At 74.2% G+C, this 15,218-nt stretch carries 2 protein-coding genes; both read right to left on the bottom strand.

Annotation, left to right across the window (positions count from 1 at the left end):
• Positions 1-25: 25 nt before the first annotated feature.
• Positions 26-1,633, bottom strand: a complete 1,608-nt coding sequence (gene mhpA / locus ACZ68L_RS01205; protein WP_469573161.1) for a bifunctional 3-(3-hydroxy-phenyl)propionate/3-hydroxycinnamic acid hydroxylase MhpA — start codon at positions 1,631-1,633, stop codon at positions 26-28.
• Between the two features lie 43 nt (positions 1,634-1,676).
• The gene (locus ACZ68L_RS01200; RefSeq protein ID WP_469573159.1) at positions 1,677-14,963 is read right to left on the bottom strand and encodes a type I polyketide synthase; all 13,287 of its coding nucleotides are present in this window, start codon (positions 14,961-14,963) and stop codon (positions 1,677-1,679) included.
• Positions 14,964-15,218: the final 255 nt, after the last annotated feature.

Genomic DNA, 15,218 nt, shown 5'->3' with positions numbered 1-15,218 from the left:
CCGTGCTGTGTGACATGAGGGGAGTTCAGGGCTGCGTGTGCCCGAGTCGGCCACGCAGATCTTCGACGAGCGCGGCCAGGTCGTCGCGGTCGTGGGCGGTGCCGAAGAGGTAGAAGTCGGGGCGCACGAGCATGCCGGTCGCGGTGCCTGCGGCCGCTTCGGCGAGGTAGGGGAGGTAGACGTCGTCGATGTCGACGACCTCGTGCTCCCCGGCCTTCTCCGGGGCCGTGCCCGCGGGCAGCACCCGCACCAGTTGGGTGTCCAGGGCGTCGAGGAACGCCAGGTCCGCGGGGTCGAGGAGGAGCCGCGGGTCCTCGGTGCAGAGCAGGGTGAATCCGGTGCCGACGACGTCGTCGAACAGGCCGGTCCTGCCGCCCTGTGCCACCCGTGCCTGCGGGACGAGGTTGCCCGCGCCGGGCTGGGGTGCGTGGCCGGCTCCGGTACGCAGCAGTCCGCCGGTGAGCGACTGGGCGAGGGCGGGGCCGCCGGACGCCGCCTGGTCGCGGCCGCCGCGGGCACGGGCGCGGGCGGCCAGCAGGAAGGCGTCGCGTCCCGCGGCCGCGGCCCGGTCGGTCTGGCAGATCACCTCGCCCAGGGCGATGGACGTCTCGATGGCCGACCGTACGTGGGAGTTGCGTTCGACGGTGTAGGTGTCGAGGAGCTGCTCGTCGGCGAGGCCGCCGAGTACGAGGTGCAGCTTCCAGGCGAGGTTGACGGCGTCGCGGAAGCCCGAACACATGCCCTGCCCGACGAAGGGCGGCATGACGTGTGCGGCGTCGCCCGCGATGAGGAGCCGGCCCGAGCGCCACTGGTCGGCGCAGCGGGCCTGTGTGGTGTAGACGGCGTGCCGTTCCAGGGTGGCGTTGTCGGGGTCGAGGCCGAAGAGTCCGAGGAGTTGCCAGATGTTGTCGATGTCGCCGAGTTCTTCGACGGTCTCGCCGGGTACGCGCATGAACTCCCAGCGACGGTGTCCGGGGCCTGCCGAGACGGCCGTGCGCGGCCGGGCCGGGTCGCAGATCTGCAGGTTGTTGGGCTTGTACGCGCGCTTGTCGTGTGTGACGACGTCGCAGATCAGCCAGTCGTGGGCGAAGGAGTAGTCGGTCACTGCGGAGTCGATGCGGCCGCTGACGAAGCTGTTGGCGCCGTCGCAGCCGATCACCCAGCGGGCGGAGTACGTGTGCCGGCCGCCGTCGGCGTCCTCGGCGACGACGTCGACCCGGCCCTCGTGCTCGGTCAGTTCCACGGCGACCTGACCGCGGTGCACGGTGACGCCGGGGAGTTCCGCGCCGCGTGCGGCGAGCTCCGCCTCCAGGCCCGGCTGGTACATGGATGTCGACTCGGGCCAGCCCGAGGGGCTCTGTCCGGGTACGTCCATGTGGATGAGGGTCTGGCCGCGGGCGTTCTCCCACACGTACTCGCCGGTGGGCTCGCGGATGCCGTCCAGGCGGCCGGCGACGCCCGTGGCGGCGAGGATCCGGGCCGCCTCGCCGTCGTACGCGACGGCCCGCGGCATGCTGTACGGCTGCGGCCAGCGTTCGACGACCGTGACGGTGTGGCCGTGCTGGGCCAGCAGGATCGTCGCCAGCTGGCCGACGGGCCCGTAACCGACGATCAGCACATCGGAGTTCACCACGTCTGTTCTCCCTGAGCGTTCACGCGAAGGGCCCGGACCATGTTCAGGACCCCAGTTCGTTGTCGATGAGCCCGAACATCTCGTCGTCGGTGGCCGAGTCGAAGTCGAAGTCCTCGACGTCTGCACCGAGTTCGTCGGCTCCGCCGCCCAGGGACCACCACTTGGCGGTCAGTGCCTCCAGGCGGGCCACGACGTGCGCATGCAGTTCGTCGTCGGCGCCCGCTGTGGCGAACGCCTCCTCCAGCCGGTCGAGTTCGGTGAGGACCGCGGGCCTGGCCTCGGGGACCGTGCCGAGCCTGCCGCCGAGGTGGTCGGCGAGGACGATGGGGGTGGGGTAGTCGAAGATCAGCGTGGCAGGCAGCCGCACACCGGTGGCGGCGGTGAGGCGGTTGCGCAGGTCCACGGCCGTCAGCGAGTCGAAGCCGATGCCGCTGAACGCCTGGGCGGCCTCGATCGACGCGGCGGTGTCGTGGCCGAGTGCGATGGCCGCCTCGGAGCGCACCAGGTCGAGGAGTGCCTCGGCCCGCTCGGCGTCGGGCAGGGCGGTCAGGCGCTGGATGAGCGAGGGCCCTTCGGCGGCCGCGGTGGCGCGTGCGGTTCTGCGCGGGGCGCGGACCAGGCCGCGCAGCAGCGGCGGCAGGTCCGCCGGGTCCGCGTCGCCGAGCACGGCGAGGTTCAGTCGGGCGGGCATCAACTGGGCGTGGCCCGACCGCAGGGCGGCGTCGAGGAGGCGCAGGCCCTCTTCGCTGCTCAGGGCGTCCATGCCGGCGCGTCCGCCGCGTCGCAGTTCGCCGGTGCCGAGCTGCCGTGTCATGCCGCTCGTCTGTGCCCACAGCCCCCAGGCGAGGGAGGTGGCGGGCAGGCCGTGCGCCTGCCGGCGCTGGGCCAGGGCGTCCAGGAAGGCGTTGGCCGCGGCGTAGTTGGCCTGGCCCGGGGTGCCGAGGAGGCCGGACGCGGAGGAGAACAGGACGAAGGCGGCCAGGTCGGTGTCCCTGGTCAGTTCGTGCAGGTGCCAGGCGGCGTCCGCCTTGGCGCGCAGCACGGGCTCGAAGCGTTCGGGGCCGAGGGAAGTGACCACGCCGTCGTCGAGGACGCCGGCGGCGTGCACGACGGCGGTCAGCGGGTGGGCGGCGGGGATCGCGGCGAGGACGGCAGCCAGGGCATCGCGGTCGCCCGCGTCGCAGGCGGCGAGGGTGACCCGGGCGCCCTGCTCGGCCAGTTCGGCGCGCAGGGTGCGGCTGGCTGCAGAGGCGTCGCCCGTCCTGCTGACGAGCAGCAGGTTGCGCACGCCGTGTTCGGCGGCCAGGTGCCGGGCGACGAGGCCGCCCAGGGTGCCGGTTCCTCCGGTGATCAGTACGGTGCCCTCGGTGTCGAGGGTGCGGCCGTGTTCGGGTGCGGTGGCGGGCAGTCGGGCGAGGCGTGGCACGAGTGCGCGGCCCGCGCGGATCGCGATCTGCGGTTCCCCGGAGGCGATGGCGGCCAGGGCGGCCTGCCGCGAAGCTTCGTGTCCGTCGAGATCGGCCACGGCGATGCGGCCGGGGTGCTCGGACTGCGCGACGCGCACCAGGCCCCACACGGCGGCCATCGCGGGGTCGGGGGCGTCGCTGGTCCCGGTCCCTTCGGGCAGGCAGCCGCTGCGGGTGAGGATCAGGAGGCCGGGTCCTTCATGCCTTTCGTCCCCTTCGTTCAGGTGGTTCTGGACGGCCCGCAGGACGCGGTCGCACAGTTCGCGTGTCCGCTCGGGGCCCTCGGCCGCCGTGGTGTCGGTGAGGTCGACGAGGAGCGGGCCCGGGGACTGCGGGGTGCGGTCGGGCAGGGGCAGCGGGGTCCAGTTGAGGTGGTGGATGAGGTCGTGGGGGCTCTGGTGGCCGCGCAGCTGGTCGGCGGCTACGGGTCGGAACACCAGCGAGGCGAGCGAGAGGACCGGTGCGCCCGCGGGGTCGGTGGCCTCCAGGGAGAAGGCGTCGGGTCCCGCCGGGGCGAGCGTGACGCGCAGCGCGGTGGCTCCGGAGGCGTGCAGGGTGAGGCCGTTCCAGGCGAACGGGAGGAGCAGCCGGTCCTTGCCGATGCCGGACAGGGCGCCGAAGCTCGCCGCGTGCAGAGCGGCGTCGAGGAGCCCGGGATGCAGGCCGAACTCCCGGGCGTCGGCCGCTCGTTCATCGGGCAGGGCGACTTCGGCGTAGACCTTGTCGCCGTGGGTCCAGGCGCTGTGCAGTCCGCGGAAGAGCGGTCCGTACGCGTAGCCGGCCTCACGCATGGCCGGGTAGAAGCCGTCGACGTCGGCGCTCTCCGCAGCCGGCGGCGGCCAGGTCCCGGTGGCAGTCGGCGGGGCGTCGGCCGTGGCGGGGGCGAGCAGGCCGTCGGCGTGCCGGGTCCAGGGCGCGTCGGGGGCCGCGTCGGCCGGGCGGGAGTGGACGGTCACGGGCCTGCGGCCCGTCCCGTCGGGGGCGGCGACGGCTATCTGGAGCTGGACGGCGCCCTGTTCGGGCAGGACGAGCGGGGCGGCGGTGATCAGTTCGTCGAGGTGGGGGCAGCCGGTTTCGTCGCCGGCCCTTACGACGGCGTCGACGAGTGCGGTGCCGGGCACCAGGACGGCGCCGCCCACGGTGTGGTCGGCGAGCCAGGCGTGGGTGGACAGGGAGAGCCTGCCGGTACAGAGCACTCCGTCGCTGTCCGGCAGGGTGACGAGGCCGCGCAGCAGCGGGTGTGCCGCGTCGGTGAGTCCGGCCGCGCCGGCGTCGCCCGCCGCCGTGCCGGAGTCCAGCCAGTAGCGGCGGCGTTGGAAGGCGTAGGTGGGCAGGTCGACGGGGCGGACGGCGCTGCCGGTGAACAGCGGGGCCCAGTCCACGGGGACGCCGCGGACGTGCAGCCGTGCGAGCGCGGAGACGACGGCCTGCGGTTCACTCCGGTCGCGCCGCAGCGTGGGTACGGCGGCGACGGCTTCGCCCGCTTCGGCGAGGCAGTCCTGGACCATCGCGGTGAGCACTCCGCCGGGGCCCAGTTCGAGGAACGTACGGACTCCGTGGTCGTGGAGGGTGCGTACGGCGTCGTGGAAGCGGACGGACTGGCGGATCTGGTCGGTCCAGTAGTCGGGCGAGCACAGTGTCTCGGCGTCCGCGGACGTTCCGGTGCTGGTCGAGACGAAGGCAACGGTGGGCGGCCGGAAGGTGAGCCGTTCCACGACGGCGCGGAAGTCGTCGAGCATCGGCTCCATGAGCGGCGAGTGGAAGGCGTGGCTGACGTGGAGCCGCTTGGTGACGTGGCCGCGTGCGGCGAGTTCCTCGGCCAGCCGCAGGACTTCGGTCTCGTCGCCGGAGAGCACCACGGACGAGGGGCCGTTGACCGCGGCGACGCTCACCCGGCTCTCAAGGCCGGCGAGCAGTGGCAGGACGTCGTCCTCGGACGCCTCCACCGCGACCATGGAGCCGCCGTGCGGGAGCGCCTGCATGAGCCTGCCGCGCGCGGCGACCAGGGCGCAGGCGTCGGTCAGCGAGAGCACTCCGCCGACGTGCGCGGCCGCGAGTTCACCGACCGAGTGTCCGGCGACGGCGTCGGGCCGTACTCCCCAGGACTCCATGAGCCGGTACAGCGCCACTTCCACGGCGAACAGCGCGGCCTGGGCCATCGCGGTCTGTTCCAGGAGCGCCGGGTCGTCGCCGAAGACCACGTCGCGCAGGGGGCGGGGCAGCCGTGGGTCCAGTTCGGCGCACACCTCGTCGAAGGCTTCGGCGAACACCGGTTGGGTGGCGTCCAGTTCGCGGCCCATGCCGATGCGCTGGGCGCCCTGTCCGGTGAAGAGCACCGCGCAGCGTCCGGTGGCCGGGGCGCCCTGGGTGAGCGCGGCGGCCTGTTCGCCGCGGGCCAGGGCCCGCAGTCCGGCGAGGAGCCCGTCCCTGTCGTCGGCGACGACGACGGCCCGGTGCTCCAGGGCGGAGCGGGAGGTGAGGGAGTACGCGATGTCGACAACGTCGGGCGCCAGGGGCCCTTCGGCGAAGTCCACGAGGCGTTCGGCCTGGGCGCGCAGCGCCTGCGGGGTGCGGCCGGAGAGCAGCCACGGCACGGCGGGCAGCTGCCGCGATCGGGTCGGGTCGTCGGCATGCTGCGGGGCCGCGGCGGATGGGGGGCCGTCCTCGGCGGGGGCCTGTTCGAGGATGACGTGGGCGTTGGTGCCGCTGATGCCGAACGACGACACTCCGGCCCGTCGTGCCCGGTCGTCGACGGACCAGTCGCGGGGCTCGGTGAGCAGTTCGACGGCGCCGGTGGTCCAGTCGATGTGCGGGGAGGGCTCGTCGACGTGCAGGGTGCGGGGCAGGACGCCGTGCCGCATCGCCATCACCATCTTGATCACGCCTGCCACGCCGGCGGCGGCCTGGGTGTGCCCGATGTTGGACTTCAGGGATCCCAGCCACAGCGGGTGGTCCGCCGCCCTGTCCTGGCCGTAGGTGGCGAGCAGGGCGTGCGCCTCGATGGGGTCGCCCAGAGTGGTGCCGGTGCCGTGTGCCTCCACGGCGTCCACGTCGGCCGCTGTCAGCCCGGCGTCGGCGAGGGCCTGCCGGATGACGCGCTGCTGCGATGTGCCGTTGGGGGCGGTGAGTCCGTTGCTCGCGCCGTCCTGGTTGATGGCCGTACCGCGTACGACGGCCAGGACCGGGTGGCCGTTGCGGCGGGCGTCGGACAGCCGCTCGACGAGCAGGAGGCCCGCTCCCTCGGACCAGCCGGTGCCGTCGGCCGAGGCGGCGAAGGCACGGCACCTGCCGTCGGTGGACAGCCCCTGCTGCCGGGAGAACTCGACGAATCCGTCCGGTGTCGCCATCACCGTCACGCCGCCGGCCATGGCCAGGTCGCACTCGCCCGACCGCAGGGCCTGGCAGGCCATGTGCAGGGAGACGAGGGACGACGAGCAGGCCGTGTCCACGGTGACGGCGGGGCCTTCGAGACCGAAGGTGTACGCCACGCGTCCGGAGAGCACGCTCGCCGCGTTGCCGGTGACGAAGTACCCCTCGACGCCGCGCCGGTCGGGGCTCTGTCCGGCGCCGTAGTCCTGATGCATGGCGCCGACGAACACGCCGGTCCTGCTGCCGTGCAGGGACTGCGGGTCGATGCCCGCCCGCTCCAGGACCTCCCACGCCGTCTCCAGGAGCAGCCGCTGCTGAGGGTCCATCGCCAGCGCCTCGCGCGGCGAGATCCCGAAGAAGGCGGCGTCGAAGTCGCCCGCGTCGTAGAGGAAACTCCCGTGCCGGACATACGACTTGCCGGTCTTGGCGGGGTCGGCGTCGTAGAGGTCGTCGACGTTCCAGCCGCGGTCGGTGGGGAACGCGGCCACGGCGTCGCCGCCGGCGTCGACGAGTTTCCACAGGTCTTCCGGGGAGGCGACGCCGCCCGGCAGTCTGGCGCTCATGCCGACGATGACGATCGGGTCGTCGTCGGGTCCCGCGACGGCCGGGCCCGACACGGGCGGCTGCTCAGGACCGGTCCCGAGCAGCAGGCCGCGCAGCCGGTCCGCGAGGGCCCTGGGCGTCGGGTGGTCGAAGACCAGCGTCGACGGCAGCGTCAGTCCGGCCGCCTCGGCCAGGCGGTTGCGCAGTTCGACGGCGGTCATGGAGTCGAAGCCCTGGTCGCGGAAGGCGCGGGCGGCGTCGACGACGTCGGCGCCGGTGTGGCCGAGCACGGCGGCGGCTTCGGCGCGGACCAGGTCGAGCACGGCCCGGTCGCGCTCGGGCCCGGTCAGCGCGGCGAGCCGCGCCGCCAGACCGGTGGCGGGCCGCTGTTCGTCCCCGTCGGGCGCCGTCGGCGCGGCCTGTGCGGCGCGTACGTCGGGCAGGTCCTGGAGGAAGGGGCTTGGGCGGCTCACGGTGAACGCGGCGTGGAACCGCACCCAGTCCATGTCCGCCACGGCCACGCAGGTGTCGTCGTGCTCGACGGCGCGCACCAGTGCGGCGAGGGCGCTGTGCGGGGGCATGCCGAGCAGGCCGAGGCGCCGCAGTCGTTCGGCGGTGCCCGCCGCGGCGCCGAGTCCGATGCCGCCTCCCCACGAGCCCCAGGCCACAGCCGTAGCGGTCCGGCCTGCGGCGCGGCGCCGCTCGGCGAGGGCGTCGAGGTAGGCGTTGGCAGCGGCGTAGGCGCCCTGGCGGCCCGCTCCCCATACGCCGGCGCCGGACGACATGAGGACGAACGCGTCGAGGGGGGTGTCGCCGAGAAGTTCGTCGAGCAGTGCCGCACCCGCGGCCTTGCCGGCCAGGACCCGGGTGAACTCCTGGGCGTCGGTGGCGTCCAGGGGGCTGTCCTGGCCCACGCCCGCGGCGTGCACCACCGCGGTGAGGGGGTGCTCGCCGGGCGCGTTCGTCAGGAGGTCCTTGAGGGTGTCGCGGTCGGTGGCCCCGCAGGCGGCGACCGTCACGCGTGTTCCCCGGGCGCGGAGTTCGGCGGCCAGTTCCTCGGCGCCCGGTGCGTGCGGGCCGCGCCTGCTGGTCAGGATCAGGTGTTCGGCGCCGGCCTCGGCGAGTCGGCGTGCCGCCTCGGCGCCGATGCCGCCGGTGCCGCCGGTGACCAGGACGGTGCCGTGCGGTTCCCATCGGCGGGCGGGGGGCGCGTCGCCGAGGGGTGCCGGTGTCAGGCGCCGTGCGAAGAGGCCGGTCGGCCGTACGGCCAGCTGATCCTCGCCGTCGCGCCGGCCGAGCGCTCCGGCCAGTCTGCTCAGGGCCCGCTCGTCGAGGGTCTGCGGCAGGTCCACGAGGCCGCCCCAGGTGTGCGGCCGCTCCAGGGCGGCGACCCTGCCAAGGCCCCACACCATGGCCTGTGCCGGGCTGATCGCCGGACCGCCGGGGCCGGTGGTGACGGCGCCGCGGGTGAGCGTCCACAGGGGGGCGCCGCTGTCCGTGTCGGCGAGGGCCCGCACCAGCGCGGCCGTTCCCGCCAGGCCCGCGGTGTGGCCGGGGGCCTCCGGCACGGCGCGTTCGTCAAGTGCGAGGAGGGACAGTACGCCGTCGAAGTCGCCCTTCTCGGGGGCGTGTTGCCGGATGACCTCGGCGAGTTCGCCGGCTTCGGCGTGGCGCGGGTCCACGGCGATCCGCTCGAACTGCGCGCCCAGGGCCCGCAGACCGTCGAGCAGCGTGTCCGTGTCCTGCCCGCCGGTGGCGGCGTCGGCGGCGCTCTCACCGGCGGTGGGGACGACGGCGAGCCAGCGGCCCGTGAGGGTTCCCGCGGTGTCGCCGGCCAGCCGCCGCCAGGTCACGCGGTAGCGCCACGCGTCGGCGGCGGACCGCTCCCGGTACCGTCTGCGCCAGTCGGAGAGCACCGGCAGCACGGCGGCGACCGCGCTCAGGTCGGCGCCCGCGTCCTGGCCGCCCGCCCGCAGGGTCGTGGCGAGGGCCTGCGGGTCGGCGCTGTCGACGGCTTCCCAGAACGCCGCTTCGGCGGGGTCTGCCGTCGCCGTGGCGCCGGATTCGGGGACCGCTTCGAGCCAGTAACGGCGGCGCTGGAACGCGTAGGTGGGCAGTTCCACTCGGCGCGCGCCGGTGGCGTGGGGGGACGGCGACCAGTGCACCGGGAGGCCGCGCACCCAGGTGGCGGCGAGCGAGGTGAGGAAGCGCCGCAGACCGCCTTCGTCGCGGCGCAGTGTGCCGCAGGCCAGTACGTCGGCGCCGGTGTGCTCGGCGGTCTCCTGGACCGCGGGGGTCAGCACCGGGTGCGAGCTGACCTCCAGGAAGAACCCGAAGCCCTGCGCCAGCAGGGCGCGGGTGGCTTCCTCGAAGCGGACGGTCTGGCGGAGGTTGCGGTACCAGTACCGCCCGTCGAGTTCGCGGGTGTCCAGCCAGCGGTTGTCGACGGTGGAGTAGAAGGGGATGTCCGAGGAGCGCGGGGTGATCGGCCGCAGGGCCCGGACGAGTTCGTCCTCGATCTGTTCGACGTGCGCCGAGTGCGAGGCGTAGTCCACGGGGATGCGGCGCGCCCGCACCCCGTCCTCGGCGAGTTCGGCGGCGAGGGCGTCCAGCGCGTCGAGGGCGCCGGCGAGGACGACCGAGGAGGGGCCGTTGACCGCGGCCGTGGCGATCTGTTCCCCGTACGCGGTGGCGGCAAGGCGCCGGGCGGCCTCGTCGGGGGCGAGCGCGACCGGCATCATGCCGCCGCGGCCCGCCAGGTGCTGGGCGATGGCCCTGCTGCGCAGCGCCACCACTCGGGCCGCGTCCGGCAGGGACAGCGCCCCCGCCACACAGGCGGCGGCGATCTCGCCCTGGGAGTGGCCGAGTACCGCGTCCGGTTCGACGCCGTGGGAGCGCCACATCCGGGCGAGGGAGACCATGACGGCGAACGACACGGGCTGGACGACGTCGCAGCGGTCGAGGGTGGGCGCTCCGGGGACCTGCCGGACGACGTCGAGGAGCGACCAGTCGACGTGCGGTGCGAGCGCGTCGGCGCACTCCGTCATGGCCTGGGCGAACACCGGCGAGGAGTCAAGGAGTTCGGCGCCCATGCCGGCCCACTGGGAGCCCTGGCCCGGCAGGACGAACACCACCTTGCCTTCGAGGTCCGCGCTGCCGGTGAGCACGCTCGGCGCGGGGGTGCCTTCGGCCAGGGCGGCGAGGCCGTGCCGGGCCTCTTCCCGGTCGGCGGCCACGACGACGGCCCGCTGCTCCAGGGCTGCGCGGGTGGTTGCCAACGCCTGTGCCACGTCGGTGAGTTCCTGCTCGGGCCGGGCGGTCAGATGGGCGTCGAGGCGGGCCGCCTGGGCCTGCAGCGCCTGATGTCCACGCGCGGACACCGGCAGCGGCAGGGGGCCTTCGTCACCCGTCCGCTCGCCGTCGCTGTCCGGGACGGGCGCGGGGACGTGCTCGAGGATGACGTGGGCGTTGGTGCCGCTCACTCCGAAGGAGGAGACGGCGGCCCTGCGGGGCCGTCCCGTCTCCGGCCAGGCGCGTGCCTCGGTGAGCAGTTCGACCGCGCCCGCCGCCCAGTCGACGTACGAGGAGGGCTCGTCGACGTGCAGGGTCTGCGGCAGCACACCGTGCCGCATCGCCATGACCATCTTGACGACGCCGGCCACGCCCGCGGCGGCTTGTGCGTGCCCGATGTTGGACTTCAGCGATCCGAGCCACAGCGGGCGGTCCGCGGGCCGTCCCTGGCCGTAGGTGGCGAGGAGCGCCTGGGCCTCGATGGGGTCACCCAGGGTGGTGCCCGTGCCGTGCGCCTCGACGGCGTCGACCTGGTCGGAGGTGAGCCGGGCCTGGGCCAACGCCTGGCGGATCACGCGCTGTTGGGCGGGTCCGCTGGGTGCGGTCAGGCCGTTGCTCGCGCCGTCCTGGTTGATCGCGGAACCGCGCAGCAGTGCGAGGACCTGGTGGCCGTTGCGCCGTGCGTCCGACAGCCGTTCCAGGAGGAGTACGCCGACGCCCTCGGACCAGGAGGTGCCGTCCGCGGCCTCGGCGAACGCCTTGCACCTGCTGTCCGGGGCGAGCGCGCGCTGCCGGGAGAACTCGACGAACGAGCCGGGCTCGGCCATGACGGCCGCGCCGCCGGCCAGTGCCATGGTGCACTCGCCCGCGCGCAGCGCCTGCGCCGCCAGGTGCAGGGCCACCAGGGAGGAGGAGCACGCGGTGTCGACGGTGATCGCGGGGCCTTCGAGGCCCAGGGTGTAGGCGACGCGGCCGGAGACGACGCTGCCCGCGGTGCCGATCCCGAGGTAGCCCTCGGTACCCTGCGGGGCGTGTGCGGCGCTGCTTCCGTAGTCGTGGTGCATCAGACCGGAGAAGACGCCGACGTGCTGGCCGCGCAGTGACGTCGGGTCGATGCCGGCCCGCTCGAAGACCTCCCAGGAAGTCTCCAGGAGCAGCCGCTGTTGCGGGTCCATGGCGAGCGCCTCGCGCGGCGAAATCCCGAAGAAGGCGGCGTCGAAGTCGCCGGCGTCGTGGAGGAATCCGCCCTCGCGGACGTACGTCGTTCCCTGCCGGTCGGGGTCGGGGTCGTAGAGGGAGGCGATGTCCCAGCCACGGTCGGCGGGAAACTCGGTGACGGCGTCGAGGCCCTGCTCCACGAGCTGCCACAGCTGTTCGGGAGAGGTGACACCGCCCGGCAGCCGGCAACCCATGGCCACGATGGCGACGGGGTCGTCGTCGGCGGCCGCCGTGACCACGGGGACGGGGGCAGGCACGGCGGTGTCGTCCAGGAGGACGTCGCGCAGGTGGCGGGCGAGCGCGGCCGGGGTGGGGTGGTCGAAGGCCACGGTGGCCGCAAGGCGCAGGCCGGTCGCCTCGGCCAGCCTGCCGCGCAGCTGGACGGCGCCCACGGAGGTGCAGCCGTGCTCCTTGAACGCCCGGTCGGCGCCCATGGCCTGGCCGCCGGGCAGGTCGAGGACTTGCGCGGCGTGGGTGCGTACGAGGTCGAGGAGCACGCGGTCGCGTTCGGCGTCCGGCAGGGCGGTGAGCTCCTGGCGCAGGGCGGCGCCGTCAGCGCTGCTGCGGGGGGCCGAGCGCTCGGTCAGCTCGATGATGTCGCGGAGCAGCGCGGGTATCTCGTCGGCGCGCAGCGCCTCGGGGACCGTGCGCAGCGCCACCAGGACGGCGTGGTCGGCGGTCCTTGCCGCGTCGAGCATGGCCCGGCAGTCGTGCGCGGAGAGCCTACCGATGCCTGTACGGGGCGCCGGGGCGTCGTCGGCGCCGAGTCCGTCGCCGGGTCCCCACGCCAGGGAGAGCGCGGGTTGCCCGGCCGCGCGGCGGTGCTGGGCCAGGGCGTCGAGGAAGGCGGCGGCCGCGCCGTGTTCGGCCTGCCCGGTCGCGCCGAGCAGGCCGGCCGCCGAGGAGAAGAGCACGAAGGAGGCGGGGTGGTCGTCGGCGGTCAGCTCGTGCAGGTTGAGGGCAGCCGCCGCGGCGGCGGGCAGGAAGCCGGTGGTCTGCGGGTCCTGGCGGCCCCAGGTGTGGAACACCGCGGTGAGGGGCCGTTTGTTGCGTGCCAGTACGTCCGCGAGCGCGGCGCGGTCGGTGAGGTCGCAGGCCTCCAGGGTGACCCGGGCGCCTGCGCGGGTCAGCTGGGCCTTGAGGTCGGCCGCGGCGCTGTCCGTCTCCCCTCCCCTGCTGACCAGCAGCACATGGCGTACGCCGTGGCCGATGACCAGGTGGCGGCCGGTCTCGGCGGCGGCCTCGCCGTCGGCCTCGCTGATCAGTACCGTGCCCCGGGGGTCGGGGGCGGGTTCGCGCTCGCCGGCCGCGAGGGTCGCCGCGCGGGCGAGCCGGGGCAGCAGGACGACTCCGGAGCGCACCGCGAACTGCGGCTCGTCGTGGGAGAGGGCGAACGGCAGCGCGGCGGTGGTCCGGTCGTCGCCGCCGTCCAGGTCGGCCAGGACGAGGCGGCCGGGATGTTCCGTCTGGAGGCACCGCGCGTGGCCCCACAGGGCGCTCTGCCACAGGTCTGCGATGTCCTCGTCGGGCGCGGCGGCGACCGCTCGGCGGGTCGTCAGGAGCAGTGTGCCGTCGGCGAACCGCTCGTCGCGGAGCCAGTCCACCAGGTCGCGGGCGTGCTGCCGCACTCCGTCGTGTCCGGTGTCCCGTCCCGCGGCGAGCACGGTGACGTCGGGGGCGGGTACGCCTGCCGTCACCGCGGTGCGCAGGGCCGCCGGGTCGGGGTACGCGGTCACTTCCAGGCCCCGGGTGAGGAGTTCGGCGGTGAGGTGCACGGTGTCCCGGCCGACCAGCGCCCAGCGTCCTGCGGGCACGGCCGGCGGGGGGACGGAGGGCAGGGGGACCCAGTCGAGGCGGAACAGCGACTCGTAGTGGCTGGTGCCGGACGCGCGCAGCCTGGCGGGCTGTTCGAGCAGGACATGGCGGGTGATCTTGCCGGATGCGGTGCGGGGCACCTCGGCGATCTCGTAGAGCTCCTCGGGCACCTTGAAGTACGAGAGCTGTTCCCGGCAGGCGGCGAACAGGGCCTGCGGGTCGAGCCCTTCGGGGCCGGGGACGATGCAGGCCACCGGTACTTCGCCGAGCGTCTCGTGCGGTTTGCCGACGACGGCGACGTCGGCCACGCCCGGCACCCGCCGCAGCACCGACTCGACCTCGCCGGGGTGGATGTTCTCGCCGCCCCGGATGATCAGTTCCTTGATGCGGCCGGTCACCGTGAAGTACCCGGCGGCGTCGCGGCGGGCCAGGTCGCCGGTGCGGTACCAGCCGTCCTGGATCGCCTGGGCGGTGGCCTCGGGCTGGTTGTGGTACCCGGCCATCACGCTTGGACCGCTCACCCAGACCTCGCCCTCGGTCCCGCTGCCCACGTCCAGGCCCGTTTCCGGGTCCACCAGGCGCACGCCGAGGCCGGGTACGGGCAGGCCGCAGGAGCCCTCGACGCGGGCGCCGCTGGGCCAGTTGATCGTGATCGAGCCGCAGGTCTCCGTGCTGCCGTACGCGTCGAGCAGCGGGGCGCCGAACGCCTCCTCGAAGGAACGGCGCAGCTCCGCCGTGGTGATCGCGCCGCCGACCAGGCACATGCGCAACTCGGGTGCGGTGAAGCCCTTTTGTCGGGCCGCCCGGACCAAGTGGTGGTACATGGTGGGCACTCCGGCCAGGAAGGTGGCGGAGTCCTCCCTGAGCGCGTCGAGGACCTCTTCGGCCTCGAACCCGTCGACGATCCTCGCGCTCGCGCCGACCGCGGTGACGCCCAGCACGCAGGCGATGTGGGACAGGCTGTGGAAGAGCGGCAGCGGCCACAGCACGCGGTCGTCGGCGGACAGTCCGGGGACGGGGGCGTAGCAGGCGGCCACCGACCACAGGCAGTTGCGCTGCGTGGACAGCACGCCCTTGGGGCGGCCGGTGGTGCCCGAGGTGTAGAGCATCCAGGCCAGGTCGTCGAGTCCGAGGTCGTCCCGCGGCCCGGTGGCGGGTTCGGTGGTGGCCAGCGCCTCGAAGGCGAGGCTTCCCGCGGGCGCGTCGGCGGGTACGCCGCGGCTGCCGATGACCACGACGCGCAGGTCGCGGCGGTCCTCCAGGACGCGGGCGAGCTGCGGGAGGTGGGCGGGGTCGGTGATGACGACGCGGGCGCCGCTGTCGTCGAGGAGGTGGGCCAGTTCGGCATCGGTGGCACGGGGGTTGAACGGCGAGCCGATCGCGCTGGCCCGGGTGATGGCGAGGTAACACTCCACCATCTCCACACAGTTGCCGAGGTAGATGGCCGCACGGTCCCCCGGCTGCAGCCGCAGTCCCGCGAGGTGGCCCGCCAGCCGTCCGGTGCGCTGTTCCAGCTCGGCGTAGGTCACGCTCCTGCGGGCGTCCCGGAAGGCGACCTTGCCCCCGAACCGATCGGCGTGCGCCCGCAGGAGTTCGGGCAGCGGCCGGATCAGTTCAGTACGCAGCATGTCACCACATCCGTCGGTTGAGCGGGGTACCTCGCGCGGCCCATATCCGCCGCCGACTCACGGCACAGGGCCGGTCGTCGATCAGTGTCGCGGCACGGCGCGCTGTTCTGTACCCCTGTCCTCCCCCTAGGTCATCCCTATGTTTCTCCCGTACCGCGAAGGAGAAGTTCTCAGGACCCCGGTGCGAAGAACTCCCCGGCGCGGTGAATTTCTTGGGCTCCGCGCATTCGGCACCGCCGCGGTACGCGCATTTCG

It is taken from the genome of Streptomyces sp. NPDC104309 (assembly GCF_055584025.1).
Note: the sequence above shows the minus strand (reverse complement) of the source record. Positions and strands in the feature narration are given on the sequence as shown.

What these genes read in the sequence shown, in the direction of transcription:
- ACZ68L_RS01200 (WP_469573159.1), bottom strand. Translation starts at nt 14,963, where the DNA reads ATGCTGCGTACTGAACTGATCCGGCCGCTGCCCGAACTCCTGCGGGCG.